The organism is Microbacterium shaanxiense, from assembly GCF_054779995.1.
The window spans coordinates 31,870-49,650 of sequence record NZ_BAAGXE010000002.1 but is presented as its reverse complement, the minus strand read 5'-3'; the positions used below and the strand labels follow the sequence as shown (position 1 = coordinate 49,650).

The window sequence follows — 17,781 nt, the reverse complement described above, 5'->3', positions numbered from 1 at the left end:
TCAACGTTCTTCCGCCGGAGTGCGCTCGGGGCGCACGGGCTCGGGGCTGCCGGCTCTCTCGCGGAGCAGGGAACCGCCCGCTTCACGGGCACTCTGATGCTCTTTGGTCCGGGAGCCCTGCGTCCTCGTTGATACGCAAGAAGAGGGGAAAGAGTTTCGCTGCTCTGGCTCGGTCGAGTGGACGCGGTGGGCAGATGTTTCACGTGAAACGAAAGAGCCCCTCCTAGCGGCCGAATCGGTCCGGGAAAGCTACCGCCGTGGTTGTCGGGTCGACTGTTGGATCTCGGTCGTCCGAAGTCGACGGCTCTTCGGATGTGCGTGCGGGGGAGCGGCAGATGTTTCACGTGAAACAGTGTCGGCTTCGAGTTGTAGCGTGGGAGCATGAGTGACGCACGCGCTGGCACGGTGAACACAGCCGGGGTCACCGACGCTGCCGCTTTCCTGGCATTGATGGACGGTCGTCCTGAACACGTGCAGGCGATCGCCACGGCTGTTCGGAACCTCGTCTACGAAGTGCTTCCCGAGACTGTCGAGGTCGTCTGGTTGACACAGGGAACAGTCGGCTGGGGGATCGGGCCCAAGAAGTTCACCGAGCAGTTCTCCTACCTCATCCCCTTCAAGAATCACGTCACGCTCGGGTTCTACTACGGCGGCGACCTCTCGGATCCCCAAGGTCTGCTTCCGACCGGCGGCGGCCGACAAGGGGGAGGGCGCATGTCCATGCGCAGTGTGAAGCTCGGCACAGATGCAGCCGTCCGGGATCCAGCACTTCGAGCACTCATCGAGTACGCCGCAGCCCACGTTCCCCCTCCGTGAGCTCGGAATCGCGCCTGCGGCGGCGCTGCGAGCCGTCGATGCGCGATGTTTCACGTGAAACACATGAGTCGCCGCCGAAGGAGCGAGTGCGGGCCGGGACGGTAGGCGCGATCTCCGTCCGGTTCGCAACGTCGGCCCTAGCGGTTAGAGTGGAAGACGGTCCCGAAAGGAGCGGATGTTTCACGTGAAACAGTCTGAAAAGGCAGCACCGAACAGTACTTTCGGGGTAGACACTCCACTGGCACGAGAGATCGCGGATCTGAGCGCGCGCAGACGTGCACTGGAGGCGATCACCGTCGAGTTCAGCGGCGAGACTCGCGTCCTCACGGTGTCGAACCAGAAGGGCGGCGTCGGCAAGACGACGACTGCCGTGAACATCGCGTCCGCACTGGCGACGTTCGGTGCGAAGGTTCTGGTCATCGACCTGGATCCGCAAGGAAACGCCTCTACAGCGCTCGGCGTCCCTCACAACGCGGAGACCCCGAGCGTGTACGACGTCCTGATCGATGACGTCCCGCTCGCCGACATCGTCCAGCAGAGCCCCGAGTCGCCGAATCTGCTCTGCGCGCCCAGCACGATCCACCTCGCCGGCGCGGAGATCGAGCTCGTCGCTCAGGTCGCTCGCGAGCACCGACTCCGCAACGCTCTCACGCAGTACCTGACGGAGAACACCGTCGACTTCGTGATCATCGATTGCCCTCCGTCACTGGGACTTCTGACGATCAACGCCTTCACCGCGGCATCCGAGGTGTTCATCCCCATCCAGTGCGAGTACTACGCGCTCGAGGGTCTGAGCCAGCTTCTCGGCAGCATCCAGATGATCCAGAAGCATCTCAATCCTGAGCTTCACCTCTCGACGATCCTCCTCACGATGTACGACGGACGCACCCGTCTCGCGCAACAGGTCGCGGAAGAGGTACGCACGCACTTCCCTGAACAGGTGCTGCAGACTGTGATCCCGCGCTCGGTGCGGATCTCGGAGGCACCCAGTTTCGGCCAGACGGTGATCGCATACGACGGAACCTCCGCCGGTGCGATCGCATACCGCGAGGCCGCTGTCGAAATCGCGTCGCACACGACGCAGAGCAAGGAGAACTGATGGCCAAGCGCACCGGATTGGGCCGAGGAATCGGCGCACTCATCCCCACTGCAGACCAGGCGGAGCGCCCGGTGGACGTGTTCTTCCCCGGTGCCTCGCTGCGTCCGACGACCGACATCACGATCACGGTGCCGGATGAGTCTCCTGCGGAAGAGCCCGACCTCACCACGGTTCCCGGCATCCATCTGATCCAGATCGACCCTCAGAAGATCGTTCCCAACCCGCGGCAGCCGCGTACGCATTTCGACGAGGACGACCTGGCCGAGCTCGTGCACAGCGTGCGGGAGTTCGGTGTGCTCCAGCCGGTGATCGTCCGCAAGAACACGGACGGCGACTACGAGCTGATCATGGGGGAGCGGCGTACCCGCGCGGCGCGTGAGGCCGGTCTCGAAGCGATCCCGGCGATCGTGCGCGAGACCGCCGACGAGAACCTGCTGCGTGACGCCCTCCTGGAGAACCTGCACCGGTCCGAGCTGAATCCCCTGGAAGAGGCATCGGCCTACCAGCAGTTGCTCGAGGACTTCGGGATCACCCAGGAGGAGCTCGCGACGCGCATCGGCCGATCCCGACCCCAGATCAGCAACACGATCCGGCTGCTCAGGCTCCCGGTTCCGGTGCAGCAGCGCGTCGCTGCGGGGGTGCTGTCCGCCGGTCACGCCCGTGCTCTGCTCTCGCTCGACAGCCCGGAGGCGATGCAGAAGCTCGCCGACAAGGTGATCAACGAAGACCTCTCGGTCCGTGCCACCGAAGAGGCGGCGAAGGCTGTGCCGTCATCCGGATCGAAGACGCAGAAGCCGCAACCTGGGGCGCGACGCGCCTATCTCGACGAGGTGTCCGGCAAGCTCGGCGACCGACTGAACACCCGGGTCAAGATCACCCTTGGTGCACGAAAAGGCCAGGTCGCGATTGAATTCGCATCCATTCAGGATCTCAACCGCATCCTGTCGGAGCTGGGTGAGCAGGGTTACGGATCGTGAAGTTATAGCCGCGCCCTCGCGGTGAACCGCCGTGAACTCCTAGAGTGAGCACAGACGGGGGAGGGCACATGTCAGAGAAGAAGAGCACGGTCGGCCGTTTCAGCGCCAGGGTCATCGGAATCAGCATCGCCGCCGCGCTCGGCGGGTTCCTGTTCGGCTTCGATACCGCGGTGATCAATGGAGCGGTGGATGCTCTCGCCGGGGCCTTCGACCTCGGGCCGGCTCTGCAGGGCTTCGCCGTGTCGTCCGCACTGCTCGGTTGCGCGGTCGGTGCCTGGTTCGCCGGGAGCCTCGCGAACAAACTCGGCCGCATCCCCGTGATGGTGATCGCTGCGGTTCTGTTCCTCGCGTCCTCGATCGGCTCGGGCCTCGCCTTCGGGGTCATCGACCTCATCGTCTGGCGCGTGATCGGTGGCATCGGAGTAGGGGCGGCATCCGTCATCGCTCCCGCCTACATCGCGGAAGTGTCGCCGGCGAAGGTACGCGGCAGGCTCGGCTCGCTGCAGCAGCTCGCCATCGTGACCGGTATCTTCACCGCGCTGCTCTCCAACGCTCTCCTCGCGAACATCGCCGGCTCGGCTGCCGACGTGCTGTGGTTCGGTATCGACGCGTGGCGCTGGATGTTCATGGTCGAGGCCATCCCGGCCATCGTCTACGGCGTCATGGCGCTGCGACTGCCTGAATCTCCACGCTTCCTGGTGGCTCGTGGCCAGATCGACAAGGCATCCCAGGTGCTCTTCGACTTCACCGGCGCGACCGATGTGAACGTCAAGATCGAAGAGATCCGCTCCACTCTGAACGCCGAGAAGCGCGAGTCGCTGAGCGACCTGCGCGGGGAACGGTTCGGGCTCAAGCCGATCGTCTGGGTCGGCATCCTCCTGAGCGTCTTCCAGCAGTTCGTCGGCATCAACGTGATCTTCTACTACTCGACGACTCTGTGGCTCTCGGTCGGATTCGATGAGTCCAGCGCGCTTCTGACGTCGGTCTTCACGTCAATCACGAACATCGTCGTCACGATCATCGCCATCCTTCTCGTCGACAAGGTCGGCCGACGTCCGATGCTGCTGACGGGTTCCATCGGCATGGCCGTGACGCTGGGCATGATGGCGGTCGCGTTCTCGTTCGGCACCCTGCAGGACGGCAGCGTCGTGCTCCCGCAACCGTGGTCGCTGATCGCGCTGATCTGCGCCAACGGCTTCGTCGTGTTCTTCGGCGCGACCTGGGGCCCGCTCGTCTGGGTGCTGCTGGGCGAGATGTTCCCGAACAGCATCCGTGCCGGCGCCCTCGCGGTCGCTGCGGCCGCGCAGTGGATCGCGAACTTCTTCATCTCCACGACCTTCCCCGCCTTCGCCGAGATCGGGCTGACGTTCGCCTACGGGTTCTACGCGTTCTTCGCCGTCGTGTCGTTCTTCTTCGTCTTCTATCAGGTGCCGGAGACGAAGGGCAGAGAGCTCGAGACGATGACGGATGTCGTGAACCTCCCGCGCCGGGGTGGCAGAAAGCGCGCGTAGGCTTGAAGCATGTCAGAAGCCGTTCCGCGTCGTGCCAGCCTCGAGGTCCTGAGGGCGGAAGCGGCGGACGAACTGGCGGTGCTCATCCAGGAGCGTCTTCTGAGCGGTGAAGACCCGTGGGACTTCATGGAAGACCTTCCCAGCGTCGACGAACTCGTGGTCTACCTGCTGCGGGCCGACAACATCGCCGCCAACGACGGTGTGCGCCCAAACGCGACGCGCAACTACCGCGTGATGCGGCAGATCGCCCTGGAGTACCCCGAGCTGACCCCGGCGGTGTGGCGCCTGCTGGGCGTGGAGACGCGTCATCGCAAGTGGGACACCACTGTCGCCGACGTGCAGTGAGTCACGTCACCGGCGTTCGCGTCACGGCCGGACCGAATCGTATGCCGTGAAGCGCATACAAAAAGGCCCGCCCCTCCGGATGGAGAGACGGGCCTGAAGAGAAGCGGATCAGCCGATGAACGCGGCGAGATCCTTCTCGAGCGCGGGCTTCGGCTTGGCGCCGATGATCGTCGTCTTGACCTCGCCGCCCTGGAAGACCTTCATCGCCGGGATCGACGTGATCTGGTACTTCATGGCGAGTTCGGGGTTCTCGTCGACATTGAGCTTGACGATCGTGATCTTGTCCGGGTTCTCAGACTGGATCTGGTCGAGCACCGGCGCGACCATGCGACACGGTCCACACCATTCGGCCCAGAAGTCCACGAGTACGGGGCCTTCAGCCTGCAGCACATCCTGGTCCCAGGTCGCCTGGCTCGTTACCTTGGCAGTCATCAGATTTCTCCTTGGATTGGGGTTCACCCGCTACAACAGCGGTCGAACGGAAAGTGTTCCCGTCAAGCGATGATCGCGGCCGCCTCCGCCGCGGGGAACTCCACGGAGGCGTCGTCAAAATCCGCGAGGAAGTGCTCCGCGTCGAGCGCGGCGATCGTGCCGGTGCCCGCAGCCGTGATGGCCTGACGATAGGTCGGGTCGATCACGTCGCCCGCGGCGAAGACGCCGGGGACCGAGGTGCGAGAGGAGCGGCCGTCGATCCAGATCGTGCCCTCGGGGGTGAGATCGAGCTTGCCGTGAACGAGGTGGGTGCGCGGGTCGTTGCCGATCGCGACGAACAGGCCGTCGAGCGCGAGCTCGCTCACCGTTCCGTCGACCGTGTTGCGCAGCTTCACGCCGTTGACGCTGTCGCCACCGGTGATCTCGTCGACCTCGGTGTTCCAGATGAACTCGATCTTCTCGTTCGCGAAGGCACGCTCCTGCATGATCTTCGAGGCGCGCAGCGTGTCCTTGCGGTGGATCACGTAGACCTTCGAAGCGAAGCGGGTGAGGAAGGTCGCCTCCTCCATCGCCGAGTCGCCGCCGCCGACGACCGCGATGTTCTTCTCGCGGAAGAAGAAGCCGTCGCAGGTGGCGCACCAGGAGACGCCGTAGCCGGACAGCCGCTCTTCGCCTTCGATGCCGAGCTTGCGGTAGGCCGAGCCGGTCGCGTAGATGATCGTCGCAGCCTCGTGGGTGGTGCCGCTGCCGAGGGTGAGCTTCTTGACGGGTCCGTCGAGCTCGAGCGACGTGACGTCGTCGTAGACGACCTCGGTGCCGAACTTCTCCGCCTGCTCCTGGAACTTCGCCATGAGCTCAGGGCCCTGGATGCCCTCGGGGAAGCCGGGGTAGTTCTCGACCTCGGTGGTGTTCATGAGCTCTCCGCCGACCTCGACGGAGCTTGCGATGAGAAGCGGCTTCAGGTTCGCGCGCGCCGCGTAGATGGCAGCGGTGAATCCCGCAGGACCGGACCCGATGATGATGACCTGACGCATGTGCTCCCCGTCTGTGAATTCTTGCCTCGGATGCTTCAACCAATGGTAGTCGCGCGGCATTCCCGCACCCGCGTCCTCTACCGCCTGGTGAAAACATGCCCGTGCGACCGCCGGGCACCGCTCGATCTACCCCTTGCGCCGCCGCACGACGGTGCGGATGATGCCGAGCACGAGGAACAGTCCGATGATCCCACCCAGGATCCCGAGACCGATGGTCTCCCACTCGGCGCGCACGGTGACGGCTGCGGTCTGGTCGGTTCCGATCTGCACTCCGGTGGGTGAAGTGAGCGAGAAGTCGACGGTGAGCGATCCGCTGCCCACGCGCGCCTCCACCGGCACCTTGACGCGGGTGTTGCTGGCGGGCAGCGCCTCGACAGAAATCGAAGGCTGCACATCGAGACGAGCGTCGGATGGCGTCGACGTCAGCTGCACGTTGACCGGCCACGGCAGATCATTGCGCACCCAGACGGGCATCGGCGCAGCCGCCGTGAACAACTGGATCGGGCTCGGCTCCTGCACTCCCACCGCGTCGAGCGTGGTCGTCGTCTCGACGCGCCGTGCGGCGACCGCGTCCGCGTATCCTTCGGCGTCGCGGATGCCGATCACGCGCAGCATCCGAAGCCGTTCGGGGGAGAGCAGCAGAAGAGGATCGTCGAGGATCGTCGCGAACGCGGTCAGCCGGGACTCGTCGGCGAGGAGCGTCTTCAGCTGCGCGGCACGGTCGGCGGATGCTGCGGCATCCGTCTCCACCACGCGAAGGGTCGCCGACTGCGGTGAGCCGGTACGCAGCGTGCTGAAGTCCGTCGGGTCGGCGATCGCCGACACCGACAGGATCGTCTCGCGGAGCGACTCTGCCGTGCGCGCCTCGTTCCGGTCGAGTCCCACCAGCACCGACGAGGCGGGACCGGTGAGCGCGAGGTGAGCCATTCCCTCCGCGATGTGCTGTTCGCGGATGCCGTCGTCGGTCTCTGCGACGGCATCCGACAGGGCGGCGGAAGCCGCCGCATCCATCACCAGCGCGCGGTGTCCGTCGACGTCGACCACTGCGCCGGTGGCTGCGGCGATCGACGTCGACGGCACGATCGTCGTCGCATCACCCGACATCCATTCGTCGAACGTCGCGAGGTCGGTGGTGTCGACGCCGGGCGTCGGCCAGAGCACGCCGGGGGACGCGCGCTCGATCGACATCAGATCGGCGTCGGACGGCAGCACGGGGCCGGTCGGAGTAGGGGCCGGAGTGGGCGTCGGCGTGGTGGTCGGCGAGGGCGTGGGCGTCGCCGTGGCGAAGTTCGCGGGATCGAGCTCGGAGGCGAGCGGCAGCGGCGTCAGCAGGCCTGGCAGTTCCGCACGTGACTGCGTTGTGGCGTCCGCGTCTCCGGCCTGCAGCGCGAATCGATCGTTGGGGAGTGATTCGAGGCGATCCAGCCACTGGACCGACGTCGCAGGGGCCGCAGCGCCGAGCGCGCGGATCGCTGCAGGGATCAGCGGGTCGACGGCGAGCGAGGCCGAGGTTCCGGCGATGCCGTCGAGCTGCGCGGTGAGCGCGCCGTCAGGGGCCGTGAGGATCGTGAGCTCCTCGGCGGTGAGGAGAGCACCGTCGGCGGGTGTCGCCGTCACCGGTACGAGCACCGTGACCCGTGCGGCGGCGTCGCCGTGGATGATCAGCACGCTCGTCGCCGTGGTCGCAGCAGCGGGGGTCGACGTGTCCGCCGCGAGGGTCGCACGGATCGGATAGATGCCGTCGGGCAGCGCGCCGAGCGTGCCGACGGGGGTCAGCACCGACATGGTGGAACGGTCGGATGCTGCGATCGTCTCGGTCTCCTCGACGCCGAGCGGGGTGAACCCTCCTGGTGCCTCCCCGGAATCGAGCCAGGTCGTCACCGCGGCGCCGTCCGCCAAGGCGGTGCGGTTCAGCTCCACCGTGACCTGACCGGGGGAGAGCGCCGCCGCGGTGCCGTTGTCGATCGTGATGGTGGTCAGCAGCGACGAGCCCGGCTGGGACACCCCGTGCACTCCTGCCGAGAGCGAGATCTCGACGGCGCCGTCGTCCGGCGCATCCTCGTCGGCGAACGCCGGAGTCGGCGGTGTCAGCAGCGGCGCGGCGATGAGTGCGGCGGCCACCGCGAACACCAGTGCACCGCGTGCACGGCGCTGTGCGCGCACACGACGGCCGAATCGGGGGGTGATCAACGTCTCTGGTCTTCCTCGGGGACCGCGGCGGTCAGCCCGTGAGTTGTGACCCTGTGATTCTAGGCGGGTGTGCGAGGGGAAGCCTGAAGGCGCGTAGAGTGACGGCCGTGTCCGACGCGCTCCCGCCCACTCCCGATCCGTCTCTCGTCGATGCGTTGGCGTCGGATCTGGATGCCGCGGACTTCCGATCCGAGCCGCTGCGGCGCTTGTGGGGGGAAGAGGCCGACGACGCGCTCGGCCGCGGGGTGCGCGAGCCCCTGCTGCGTGCGATCGCACGGGATGTCGGAACGCTCGCGACGCTCGGTCGCCTGTTCGTGCTCGGGATGCCGCAGCCGGTCGCACTGGTCGATCAGGCCCTGCCCCGCCTCGGCTTCGAAGGGCTGATCGGCCTCGGCCTCGCCCGGTTCTCCGATGATGAGGAGGATGTCGCGCCTGCGGCGCTGATCCGTCCGCAATCGTTCGTGGATTCCGACGGCATCGGCGAATGGTGGATCGCCAGCGACCTCGACGAACTGGCGCTCGGCACGGAACTGCCCGCCGATCACGTGCTCGGTGTGGGCGGAGCATCCCGCACGCTCGCCGAGCTGATCGTGCCGGTGCCGGTCGGTCGTGCACTGGATCTGGGCACCGGATGCGGCATCCAGGCCCTCCTCGTCTCTCGTCATGCGGGTGAGGTCGTCGCGACCGACATCTCGGCGCGGGCGCTCGCGTTCGCGGAGCTCAACGCGCGCCTGAACGGTGTGAGCAACGTGACGTTCCGACAGGGCAGCATGTTCGAACCGGTGGAGGGAGAGGCATTCGACCTGATCGTCTCGAATCCACCGTTCGTCATCACTCCGCGCGTCGACGGCGTGACCGCGTACGAGTACCGTGACGGCGGGCTCATCGGTGACGCGCTCGTGGAGCAGTTCGTGCGCACCGCTCCCGCGCATCTCACGCCAGGGGGCATCGCGCAGCTGCTCGGCAACTGGGAGACCGTCGAGACATCCGGCCTCGACCGTCTCGAGTCGTGGATCGATCCGTCGCTCGATGCCTGGGTGATCCAGCGCGAAGAGCTCACACCTCTGACCTATGCCGAGCTGTGGATCCGCGACGGCGGCACCACGCCGCGCGAGGACGCGTTCGGGCGGATGCTGGAGGCCTGGCTGGACGACTTCGCTGCACGAGGTGTCACAGCCATCGGGTTCGGATACGTGCTGATGCGTCGGGGCGATGCCGGTCAGGAGCCGCTGCGTCGTCTCGAGACGGTCGCCCAGCCGCTGTCGGCGCCCGGTCGCGCGCTGCGCGACGGCCTCGCCGCGCACGACTCATTGGCCGACGGCATCCCGCAGACCCTCGTCACGGCGGCGGATGTCACCGAAGCGCGGCACTACATGCCAGGAGATGACGATCCGAGCGTGATCGAGCTGCGCCAGGGCGGTGGCTTCGGCCGCACGGTGTCGGTGGACTCAGCGCTCGCCGGATTCGTCGGCGCGTGCGACGGCGAGCTCGGTGTCACGCAGATCGTGTCTGCACTGGCGGACCTGTTCGAGGTGCCGCTCGTCGACCTGTGGAACGATCTCGAGCCGCGCATCCGCCGACTCGTGCTCGACGGGTTCCTCGTCGCGGGCTGAAAGGGGCGGATGCGCAGAGCCGGGCTGCGGCGGGAATGCCGCCGGCATCCATTCGGTTGCATGAAACCATGAAGGCTTTCGGATTCCTCTCGTTCGGGCACTACGCCCCCGTGCCCGGCTCTGGCACGCGCACGGCCGGCGACATGCTGCATCAGACGATCGACCTCACCGTCGGCGCTGATCAGCTCGGAGTCAACGGTGCGTACGTGCGGGTGCACCACTTCGCCCGTCAGGCGGCGTCTCCGATGCCGCTGCTGGCGGCGATGGCGGCGAAGACCGAGCGCATCGAGGTGGGCACCGGCGTCATCGACATGCGGTACGAGAACCCTCTGCAGTTCGCGGAAGAGGCCGCAGCCCTCGACCTGATCGCCCGCGGCCGTATCGCGCTGGGCGTGAGCCGTGGCTCACCCGAGACCGCGCTGCGCGGCTACGAGGCGTTCGGCTACGTCGGATCGGAAGACCCTCGTGGTGCGGACCTCGCCCGTGACAAGTTCGACCTCTTCCTCGAGGCGATCGACGGTGCGGGTGTCGTGCAGGGCGATCCTCAGCAGGTCGGTGAAGGCCGATACCTTGCGATCGAGCCGCGCTCCGAGACGCTCCGAGACCACATCTGGTGGGGGTCCGGCTCACGCGCGACGGCCGAGGAGACCGGCCGCAAGGGTCTCAACATGATGAGTTCGACCCTGCTCACGGAAGCCACCGGCGTGCCGTTCCATCAGCTGCAGCGCGAGCAGATCGACCTGTATCGCGCGGCGTACAAGGCGGCCGGCCACACCGGCACGCCGCGCGTCTCCGTCAGCCGGAGCGTGTTCCCGCTGGTCAACGACATGGATCGGGCGTACTTCGGACTGCGCAGCGCCGAGAACGGAGACCAGGTCGGCATCATCGACGGATTCCGCTCGACGTTCGGCAAGACCTACGCCGCAGAGCCCGATGTGCTCATCGAGCAGCTTCGCGCTGACGAAGCCGTGATGGCTGCGGACACCCTCATGCTGACGATCCCGAACCAGTTGGGCGTCGACTACAACCTGCACGTCCTCGAGTCGTTCGCGACGCACGTCGCGCCGGCGCTCGGATGGAAGCCGAACACCGAAGGGCCCGTCGAAGGCGACCCGGCCTGAGGGCGCCTACGGCGTCGGTCGCACGGGGAAGGCGACGTCGAAGACCGCGTCGACGGCGAACCCGATCGTCGCGGCCTCATCCTCGATACTCGTGTCGCCGGCTGGCATGGCACGCGCGATCGAGAGTCCGTCGACCACGGTGAGCAGGAGGTGCGACCGCCTGGTGTTGTCGCCGGGTGGCAGTACGCCCTCCTCTTCGAGGATCGCGAGCCAGGCGCCGACCCGGCGATCCGCCTGCGACACCAGCACCTGGTAGCCGGCGCGGACATCCGCGTCGGCCTGGGCATCGGCGAACACGGTGAGCAGGTTGGTCCACACCTCGCGTGCCTGGACGGCCGTGCCGGTGGGATCCAGCAGACGCCGGATGCATTCGCGCAACCGCTCGCGCGGGGGGATCGACGTGTCGCGGATGCGCTCGTCGGGCATGGCCGCGTCGTACGTGGCCGTCAGGGCCGCATTGATCAGGTCGCGCTGAGTGGGGAAATGATGCCGCAGCGTGCTCGCACCGCACTCCGCACGCGCTGCTACCGCGCGCACGCTCAACCGGGGAGCGCCCTCCTGCAACATCTCCGTCGCCGCGGCGATGATGCGATCTCGCGTGTTCATCACGATCCTCCTTCGTCGATCCTAGGGTACTAGCACACTGTACTAGCACAGTGTGCTAGTATCGACTCATGACCGACGACAGCATCCGCTCGCAGCGCACACGCACGCTGATCACCGAGGACCTTCTCCTCGTGCTGTTCCAACCCGACTCGGGCACGATCGCTGGCGAGAACACGCTCTTCTACGTGCTCGCCGGCGGTGCGCTGACCGATCTCGCACAGCACGGTCACGCCACGATCGAGGATGCCGGGGTCCGCGGCGTCCGCATTCATGCCGCCGGCGATCCGCCGGAGGATGAACTGCTTCGTCCGATGTGGGACTACATCAGCCAGAAGCCCCGCGGGGTCCAGACGGTTCTCGCGGCCAGCGGGCCGACGCTGCGTGAACCCGTCCTCGACCGACTCGTCCGACGCGGTGACATCGGTCGGCAGAAGCGGCGTGTGCTCGGGTTGTTCCCGTCGACTGCCCTCGTCGACGGCGGCTCGGGTCGACGCGCCGAACTCGTGGCCCGAATGCGCGCCGCTCTCGTCGATGGCGAACAGCCGACCGCGCACATCGCGGCCCTCGTGGCGCTCGTCTCGGCGAGCGGATCGCTTCCCGTGCTGCACCGTGAGATCCCGTGGTCCAGCGCCACGGCCACCAGGGCGAAGAACCTGGAACAGGGCGACTGCGCCGCCGAAGCGGCCGCGACCGCCGTCACCCGCACGATGGTCGCCGTCCTGACCAACTCGCTCGTCGTCAGCGCCGCAGTGGCCAACCGCTGACGCCGCCCCAAGCCCTCCCCCCGACCGATCCGTCACCGCCGCACCCGGCGGTGTTCGGAGTGCTCGCAGACTCCAGAAGGAAAGAACATGAACTTCATCGAATTCCTGCAGAACCTCATGTCGCAGGTTCCGGTCCTCGTGCAGCCGCTCATCGTCGCGGCCGCCGCAGCGATCCCGTTCCTCGAATCCGAGCTCGCTTCCGTGCTCGGCGTGTGGGCCGGGCTCAACCCGTTCATTGCGGCCGGCGCCGCGATGGTCGGCAACTTCGCCTCCGTCTTCGTGGTCGTCTTCTTCGGAGCACGCATCCGTGCGATGATCGTCGCCCGACGAGCGCGGCGCTCCGAACTCGTCAGCGTCGGCGGACCCGTCGCCGGAAGCGCAGTGGGAGTGAACGAGCCTGCCGTCGAGCCCAAGCCGGAGTCGAGGGGTGTGCGGCGCTTCAAGAAGTTCCTCGTGCGCTTCGGCGTGCCCGGGGCGAGCATTCTGGGGCCGCTGGCCATCCCGACGCAGTTCACCTCGGCATTGCTGGTGTCGACCGGCGTCTCAAAGGGATGGGTGCTTCTGTGGCAGGGGGTCGCGATCTTCCTCTGGACGACGATGACCACGCTGATCGCCACCGGTGTGCTCACGCTCGTGACCGCGTGACCGGAAGCCCCGCTACGCTTCCGGCATGAGCTACTCGCTGAACGCCAGTTCGAACGACGACCGCGTCGAAACGCTCAAGCGGCAGCACCAGCGGCGGCAGAGCCGATTCTTCATAGCGTTCGCGCTCATCGAAGGTTTCGCGCTCGCCGCCGCTGTGGTCGTGGTCTATCTGCTCGAGCTCGTCGATCCCGATCAGGGGATCTGGCTTCTCGTCGCGATCGCTGTCATCGGCGGTCTCACGATGAGCATGGGAGTGTTGTCGATGAGTCGGCGGCACGCCCAGGAGATGCGCGACCTCACCGGTCGTTGAGCACGCGGTGAGCCGCGGCATCCGCCCCTGGCCTTCTGCTGCGGCGGATGCTGGCGACCCGAGCGCCGGAGGAGTCGTGACCCTGGCGCGGCTCGGGTCATTCCCGCCCCGGTAATCTGGAATCCATGCTGAACATGGCCGAAGGGCTCGAACGCCTGCGCGCGCTCGCCGAAGGATCCGTCGTCGCCGAGGTCGCGCGCGCCTTCGACACCGCCGGTTTCGAACTCGCGGTCGTCGGTGGCCCCGTGCGCGACGCGCTGCTCGGTCGCGCGGTGCACGACCTCGACTTCACGACGAACGCCTCACCCGACGAGATCCTGAAGATCGTCACGCCGATCTCGTCCACGCAGTGGGACATCGGCCGCGCCTTCGGCACCATCGGGGCCAAGGTGCGCGGCGAGCAGGTGGAGATCACCAGCTACCGCGCCGACAGCTACGACGGCGTGACACGCAAGCCCACCGTCGAGTTCGGCGACACGATCGACGGTGACCTGGCCCGTCGTGACTTCCGTGTCAACGCGATGGCGCTTCAGGTGCCCGCTGTGAAGCTCATCGACCCGACCGGTGGCGTCGAGGATCTCGTGGCCGGCATCTTGCGCACCCCGGCCGACCCGAACGTGAGCTTCGGCGACGATCCGCTCAGGATGCTGCGAGCCGCCCGTTTCAGTGCACAGCTCGGCTTCGAGATCGAAGAGGGCACCCGTGAGGCGATCGGACGATTGCGCGAGACGCTCAAGATCGTGAGCCCAGAGCGCATCCAGGGCGAGCTCGTGCGTCTCATGCAGACCGACGACCCCGCACGCGGCATCCGAGCGCTGGTCGAGACCGAGCTCATCGAGGAGTTCCTGCCAGAGGTCAGTGCGCTGCGCCTCGAGGTCGACGAGCACCACCATCACAAGGATGTCTACGAGCACTCGTTGACCGTGCTCACGCAGGCGATCGAGCTCGAGCACTCGCGGCATCCGGATGCCGCACCGGATGTGCCGCTGCGCATAGCCGCACTGCTGCACGACATCGGCAAGCCCCGCACCCGCAAGCTCGAGCCCGGTGGCGCGGTCACCTTCCATCACCACGACGTGGTCGGATCGCGCATGGCGCGCAAGCGCCTGCAGGCCTTGCGCTTCGACGGCGACACGACGGATGCCGTCGCCACGCTGATCGAGTTGCACCTGCGGTTCTTCGGCTATGCCGAGGGAGCATGGACGGATGCCGCGGTGCGCCGCTATGTGCGCGACGCCGGCGACCTGCTGGAGCGTCTGCACATCCTCACCCGTGCGGATGTCACGACCCGCAACAAGCGCAAGGCCTCGCGTCTCGCCGGCGCATACGACGACCTCGAGAAGCGCATCGCGGACCTCCGCGAACAGGAGCAGCTCGACGCCATGCGCCCCGAGCTCGACGGCAATCAGATCCAGAAGATCCTCGGGATCGGGCCTGGCCGAGAGATCGGCGAGGCTTACAAGTTCCTGCTCGACCTGCGGCTGGATGAGGGGGTGCTCGGTGCGGATGTCGCCGAGCAGCGCCTGCGCGAGTGGTGGGCTGCTCGGGGCTGAACGCCCCCTAAGCGGGTTCGCGCTCAGGGCTCCGGTGTCGGCGTGGGCGTGGGAACCGGTGACGGCGTCGGCGACGGCGTGAGGAGACCGGGGGCGCGCAGGAACGGTGCCGCCGCATCCCTGACGGTGGACGTCCGGATCTTGCTGGTGTTCGGATCGACCCTGCCCTCTTTGAGCGGGTAGATGTTCCAGACCTCTGCGTCACGGGCATCACGGAAGGGGACGCGTACAGGGGCGTCGCCGTCCCACCCGAAGCCCTGCCACGTGCCGTCGACACCCTCCTCGATCGTTCCGCCGAACAGGTTCAACGGCGTGCCGCGATCGGTGTACAGCTGCACGCGGTTGATGAGCTCGCCGTTCTCGTCGTACGCGAAGATGTTGCCGACCTGCACGCCGTCCAGCATGAGGCCGGGTTGCTGGTAGACGCCGTTGTCGACGTACTCGACCCGTGGAATCAGGACTGAGGCGAGAGCGAAAGGCAGCGCGAGCACCGCGATCACGCTGATCACCGTCCGCATGTGTCGCAGCGCGTTCCGGGGCAGCCAGCGGTCACGGCCCCACTGCACGCTGACGATAGTCATCGCGAGCAGAATGAGCCATCCGAACAGAGTGTCCGGCAGGACCGATCCCGTGCCGCCGAATGACGGCGACCCCAACAGTGCATGTGCAACCCCGTAGATTCCGAAGCCTCGCAGCACCCACCAGACCGGACGCAGGGCGACGAGCAGGTCGAGCAGCCAAACACCGAAGGCGTTGCGGCGGATGCTGTCGGCGATGTACCCGAGGCGTCGGGACACTCTCTCCCGCACGGTCTCGTGCGTCACAGCATCCGACCGGTCAGGCAGGCCGGCGGCCGATCGCAGCTCTGCGGCGTAAGCGGCCGGATCGCCGAGTTCGAGTACTCCGCCGCCGTCCGCCGCCTGCTCGGCGAGGTCGGCGGTGAGCCCGACGATGATGTCGTCGACCTCGTCCGCGGGCAGGTCGTCGAGGTGTGCGCGCACGGCGTCGGCGAAGGTGCGGATGCGCTCATCGAGCGTGGTCTCAAGGCTGTTCATCACTTCTCTCCGATCGTGCGGGACGCCGCGGCGGTGGGTGTCAGCAGGCCGTTCATCGCGGTGGCGAACTCGGCCCAGCTGGCGGTCTGCGCATCGAGCGACTTCACGCCCTGCGGGTTGATGGCGTAGTACTTGCGGTGCGGTCCGCCCTCGGACGGCACGACATAGCTCGACAGCGAGCCCGCGGCGTACAGGCGACGGAGCGTGCCGTAGACGGATGCGTCTCCCACGTCTCCGAGTCCGGCGTCGCGCAGACGGCGGACGATGTCGTAGCCGTAACCGTCCTCCTGTCGCAGCACGGCGAGCACCGCCACGTCCAGTACGCCCTTGAGCAATTGCGTCGTATCCACAGGACCCCTCCAATGCATCGCACACTACCACGCAATGCGCAGTAGTGTGCGAAACGCAACTGTCAGTCGTGTCGCCAGGAGGTCAGTGGTGCAGAGCGGCCGCGGTGTCCGCGTCGTCGAGCGAGGCCCACGCCGGCTCGCGCAGACCGGGGCAGTGCTCCGGTGTCGGATGGTTCGCGATGTCGATGATGCGGTCGAGGGCGTCACGTGCAGCGGCGAGGTCTGCCATGGCAGCGGTGATGCGATCGCGCTCTGCCGCCAGCATCTCGAAGACCTCTGGTGATCCATGCCCGCTGTCGACGCACGGGAGCAGCTGCAGAATGGTTCGGCTCGGAAGGCCGGCGGTGAAGAACTGCTGGATCAACTGCACGCGTACGACCGCGGATTCGGGGTAGAGGCGCTGGCCGCTGTGCGTGCGCTCCGCCGAGAGCAGGCCCTGTTCCTCGTAGTAGCGCAGAGCGCGGGTACTGACTCCTGCGCGTTGCGCGACGTCGCCGATCCGCACGATGGTCCTCCGGGATGAAGTGTTCGATTCTGACTTGCCCTTGACGTCAACGTCAACTTTTAGAGTAGTCGACGCGACGCCCGTGGTGGGCGGCCGCGTCACGAAGAATCACTCAGAAAGCGGAGAATCCATGAACATCGCCGACCAGATCGCTCTCGTCACGGGCGCCAACCGCGGCATCGGCCGCGAGTTCGTGCTCGAGCTCCTCGAGCGTGGAGTCAGCAAGGTGTACGCCACGGCTCGGCGTGCGGAGAGCATCGACTTCGACGACAGTCGCGTGGTGCCTCTGCGTCTCGATCTGCTCGATCACGAGTCGATCGTCGGGGCCGCGGCGATCGCGGACGACGTGACCCTTCTCGTCAACAACGCCGGGATCTCCACCGGTGCCACGCTCGTCACGGGCGACCTCGCGGAGATCAGACGCGAGATGGACACGCACTTCTGGGGCACGCTCGACGTGATCCGCACGTTCAGTCCTGCCCTCGCGGTGAACGGCGGTGGCGCGATCGTGAACATCCTGTCCGCTCTGTCCTGGTTCGCCGGCCCCGGCACAGGATCGTATGCGGCTGCGAAGGCGGCGGAGTGGAACATGACCAACGGCGTGCGCCTCGAGCTCGCCGCTCAGGGCACCCTGGTCCAGGGCGTCCTGCTCGGCGCAGCAGACACGGACATCGCCGCCGGATACGACGGACCGAAGATCGATCCGCGCGACGTGCCGCGGCAGGCACTCGACGGCCTGGCCCTCGGATCGATCGAGGTGATCGTCGACGACTGGACCGCGATGGTGAAGCAGTCACTGGCAGGCGATCCCGCGCCGTTCTATCAGCGGATGACCGAGCTGCTCGGCGTCTGACG

At 66.9% G+C, this 17,781-nt stretch carries 19 protein-coding genes; 12 read left to right on the top strand and 7 right to left on the bottom strand.

Going from position 1 to position 17,781, the window contains the following annotated elements; translation table 11 throughout:
- Positions 1 to 381 precede the first annotated feature (381 nt).
- The 5 genes from ACYVG2_RS05060 to ACYVG2_RS05040 all read left to right on the top strand — a co-directional run bounded on the left by ACYVG2_RS05060 (position 382) and on the right by ACYVG2_RS05040 (position 4,748).
- Positions 382 to 816: a DUF1801 domain-containing protein gene (locus ACYVG2_RS05060; protein ID WP_460779977.1), complete on the top strand. Its 435-nt coding sequence runs from the start codon at positions 382 to 384 to the stop codon at positions 814 to 816.
- A gap of 175 nt (positions 817 to 991) precedes the next feature.
- Positions 992 to 1,915 (top strand): ParA family protein, encoded by a 924-nt coding sequence (locus ACYVG2_RS05055; RefSeq protein WP_448967152.1) that lies wholly within the window; start codon positions 992 to 994, stop codon positions 1,913 to 1,915.
- On the top strand, positions 1,915 to 2,892 hold the full coding sequence (locus ACYVG2_RS05050) for a ParB/RepB/Spo0J family partition protein (RefSeq protein WP_448967153.1): 978 nt from the start codon (positions 1,915 to 1,917) through the stop codon (positions 2,890 to 2,892). Before ACYVG2_RS05055 ends, ACYVG2_RS05050 begins: the two co-directional genes overlap by 1 nt.
- A 68-nt stretch (positions 2,893 to 2,960) precedes the next feature.
- Positions 2,961 to 4,403 carry a sugar porter family MFS transporter gene (locus tag ACYVG2_RS05045; RefSeq protein ID WP_460779976.1) on the top strand — a complete coding sequence of 481 codons (1,443 nt, stop codon included), beginning with the start codon at positions 2,961 to 2,963 and terminating at the stop codon, positions 4,401 to 4,403.
- Positions 4,404 to 4,412: 9 nt separating this feature from the next.
- Complete coding sequence (locus ACYVG2_RS05040; protein WP_307360376.1) at positions 4,413 to 4,748, top strand: tryptophan synthase subunit alpha; 336 nt, start codon at positions 4,413 to 4,415, stop codon at positions 4,746 to 4,748.
- A 108-nt stretch (positions 4,749 to 4,856) separates the two neighbouring features.
- Here the strand turns inward: ACYVG2_RS05040 and trxA are convergent, their stop codons facing one another.
- The 3 genes from trxA to ACYVG2_RS05025 all read right to left on the bottom strand — a co-directional run bounded on the left by trxA (position 4,857) and on the right by ACYVG2_RS05025 (position 8,404).
- On the bottom strand, positions 4,857 to 5,180 hold the full coding sequence (gene trxA, locus ACYVG2_RS05035; RefSeq protein ID WP_033105602.1) for a thioredoxin: 324 nt from the start codon (positions 5,178 to 5,180) through the stop codon (positions 4,857 to 4,859).
- Positions 5,181 to 5,242: 62 nt separating this feature from the next.
- Positions 5,243 to 6,214, bottom strand: coding sequence for a thioredoxin-disulfide reductase (trxB, locus tag ACYVG2_RS05030; RefSeq protein ID WP_460779975.1), 972 nt, complete (start codon positions 6,212 to 6,214; stop codon positions 5,243 to 5,245).
- A 126-nt stretch (positions 6,215 to 6,340) separates the two neighbouring features.
- Positions 6,341 to 8,404, bottom strand: coding sequence for a DUF6049 family protein (locus tag ACYVG2_RS05025; protein WP_460779974.1), 2,064 nt, complete (start codon positions 8,402 to 8,404; stop codon positions 6,341 to 6,343).
- Positions 8,405 to 8,502: 98 nt separating this feature from the next.
- Here ACYVG2_RS05025 and ACYVG2_RS05020 point away from each other — a divergent pair, with 98 nt between their 5' ends.
- Both ACYVG2_RS05020 and ACYVG2_RS05015 read left to right on the top strand, forming a co-directional pair.
- Complete coding sequence (locus tag ACYVG2_RS05020) at positions 8,503 to 10,017, top strand: class I SAM-dependent methyltransferase (RefSeq protein WP_460779973.1); 1,515 nt, start codon at positions 8,503 to 8,505, stop codon at positions 10,015 to 10,017.
- Between the two features lie 68 nt (positions 10,018 to 10,085).
- Positions 10,086 to 11,138: an LLM class flavin-dependent oxidoreductase gene (locus ACYVG2_RS05015; protein WP_460779972.1), complete on the top strand. Its 1,053-nt coding sequence runs from the start codon at positions 10,086 to 10,088 to the stop codon at positions 11,136 to 11,138.
- Between the two features lie 6 nt (positions 11,139 to 11,144).
- Here the strand turns inward: ACYVG2_RS05015 and ACYVG2_RS05010 are convergent, their stop codons facing one another.
- Positions 11,145 to 11,744 carry a TetR/AcrR family transcriptional regulator gene (locus ACYVG2_RS05010; RefSeq protein ID WP_460779971.1) on the bottom strand — a complete coding sequence of 200 codons (600 nt, stop codon included), beginning with the start codon at positions 11,742 to 11,744 and terminating at the stop codon, positions 11,145 to 11,147.
- 68 nt (positions 11,745 to 11,812) lie between these two features.
- On the opposite strand from ACYVG2_RS05010, the gene ACYVG2_RS05005 reads away from it, so the two are divergent.
- The 4 genes from ACYVG2_RS05005 (at position 11,813) to ACYVG2_RS04990 (ending at position 15,016) form a co-directional block, all read left to right on the top strand.
- Positions 11,813 to 12,508: a GOLPH3/VPS74 family protein gene (locus ACYVG2_RS05005; RefSeq protein WP_460779970.1), complete on the top strand. Its 696-nt coding sequence runs from the start codon at positions 11,813 to 11,815 to the stop codon at positions 12,506 to 12,508.
- Between the two features lie 87 nt (positions 12,509 to 12,595).
- Positions 12,596 to 13,153, top strand: coding sequence for a small multidrug efflux protein (locus ACYVG2_RS05000; protein WP_460779969.1), 558 nt, complete (start codon positions 12,596 to 12,598; stop codon positions 13,151 to 13,153).
- Between the two features lie 25 nt (positions 13,154 to 13,178).
- Positions 13,179 to 13,463: a hypothetical protein gene (locus ACYVG2_RS04995; RefSeq protein ID WP_460779968.1), complete on the top strand. Its 285-nt coding sequence runs from the start codon at positions 13,179 to 13,181 to the stop codon at positions 13,461 to 13,463.
- A 125-nt stretch (positions 13,464 to 13,588) separates the two neighbouring features.
- On the top strand, positions 13,589 to 15,016 hold the full coding sequence (locus tag ACYVG2_RS04990) for a CCA tRNA nucleotidyltransferase (protein ID WP_460779967.1): 1,428 nt from the start codon (positions 13,589 to 13,591) through the stop codon (positions 15,014 to 15,016).
- Between the two features lie 23 nt (positions 15,017 to 15,039).
- On the opposite strand, the gene ACYVG2_RS04985 is transcribed toward ACYVG2_RS04990, so the two are convergent.
- The 3 genes from ACYVG2_RS04985 to ACYVG2_RS04975 form a co-directional block, all read right to left on the bottom strand.
- Complete coding sequence (locus tag ACYVG2_RS04985) at positions 15,040 to 16,071, bottom strand: HAAS signaling domain-containing protein (protein ID WP_460779966.1); 1,032 nt, start codon at positions 16,069 to 16,071, stop codon at positions 15,040 to 15,042.
- Positions 16,071 to 16,421, bottom strand: a complete 351-nt coding sequence (locus tag ACYVG2_RS04980) for a PadR family transcriptional regulator (protein ID WP_460779965.1) — start codon at positions 16,419 to 16,421, stop codon at positions 16,071 to 16,073. The genes ACYVG2_RS04985 and ACYVG2_RS04980 overlap by 1 nt, the downstream gene beginning before the upstream one ends.
- An 82-nt stretch (positions 16,422 to 16,503) precedes the next feature.
- Positions 16,504 to 16,926 (bottom strand): MerR family transcriptional regulator, encoded by a 423-nt coding sequence (locus ACYVG2_RS04975; RefSeq protein WP_460779964.1) that lies wholly within the window; start codon positions 16,924 to 16,926, stop codon positions 16,504 to 16,506.
- Between the two features lie 130 nt (positions 16,927 to 17,056).
- Here ACYVG2_RS04975 and ACYVG2_RS04970 point away from each other — a divergent pair, with 130 nt between their 5' ends.
- Positions 17,057 to 17,779, top strand: a complete 723-nt coding sequence (locus ACYVG2_RS04970) for an SDR family oxidoreductase (protein ID WP_460779963.1) — start codon at positions 17,057 to 17,059, stop codon at positions 17,777 to 17,779.
- The last annotated feature ends 2 nt before the right edge of the window (positions 17,780 to 17,781 follow it).

Bases quoted from the DNA above. Each gene is read 5' to 3' on its own strand.
- ACYVG2_RS05060 (WP_460779977.1), top strand. From the start codon at position 382: ATGAGTGACGCACGCGCTGGCACGGTGAACACAGCCGGGGTCACCGAC.
- ACYVG2_RS05055 (WP_448967152.1), top strand. From the start codon at position 992: ATGTTTCACGTGAAACAGTCTGAAAAGGCAGCACCGAACAGTACTTTC.
- ACYVG2_RS05050 (WP_448967153.1), top strand. From the start codon at position 1,915: ATGGCCAAGCGCACCGGATTGGGCCGAGGAATCGGCGCACTCATCCCC.
- ACYVG2_RS05045 (WP_460779976.1), top strand. From the start codon at position 2,961: ATGTCAGAGAAGAAGAGCACGGTCGGCCGTTTCAGCGCCAGGGTCATC.
- ACYVG2_RS05040 (WP_307360376.1), top strand. From the start codon at position 4,413: ATGTCAGAAGCCGTTCCGCGTCGTGCCAGCCTCGAGGTCCTGAGGGCG.
- trxA (WP_033105602.1), bottom strand. From the start codon at position 5,180: ATGACTGCCAAGGTAACGAGCCAGGCGACCTGGGACCAGGATGTGCTG.
- trxB (WP_460779975.1), bottom strand. From the start codon at position 6,214: ATGCGTCAGGTCATCATCATCGGGTCCGGTCCTGCGGGATTCACCGCT.
- ACYVG2_RS05015 (WP_460779972.1), top strand. From the start codon at position 10,086: ATGAAGGCTTTCGGATTCCTCTCGTTCGGGCACTACGCCCCCGTGCCC.
- ACYVG2_RS05010 (WP_460779971.1), bottom strand. From the start codon at position 11,744: ATGAACACGCGAGATCGCATCATCGCCGCGGCGACGGAGATGTTGCAG.
- ACYVG2_RS05005 (WP_460779970.1), top strand. From the start codon at position 11,813: ATGACCGACGACAGCATCCGCTCGCAGCGCACACGCACGCTGATCACC.
- ACYVG2_RS05000 (WP_460779969.1), top strand. From the start codon at position 12,596: ATGAACTTCATCGAATTCCTGCAGAACCTCATGTCGCAGGTTCCGGTC.
- ACYVG2_RS04995 (WP_460779968.1), top strand. From the start codon at position 13,179: ATGAGCTACTCGCTGAACGCCAGTTCGAACGACGACCGCGTCGAAACG.
- ACYVG2_RS04990 (WP_460779967.1), top strand. From the start codon at position 13,589: ATGCTGAACATGGCCGAAGGGCTCGAACGCCTGCGCGCGCTCGCCGAA.
- ACYVG2_RS04985 (WP_460779966.1), bottom strand. From the start codon at position 16,071: ATGAACAGCCTTGAGACCACGCTCGATGAGCGCATCCGCACCTTCGCC.
- ACYVG2_RS04970 (WP_460779963.1), top strand. From the start codon at position 17,057: ATGAACATCGCCGACCAGATCGCTCTCGTCACGGGCGCCAACCGCGGC.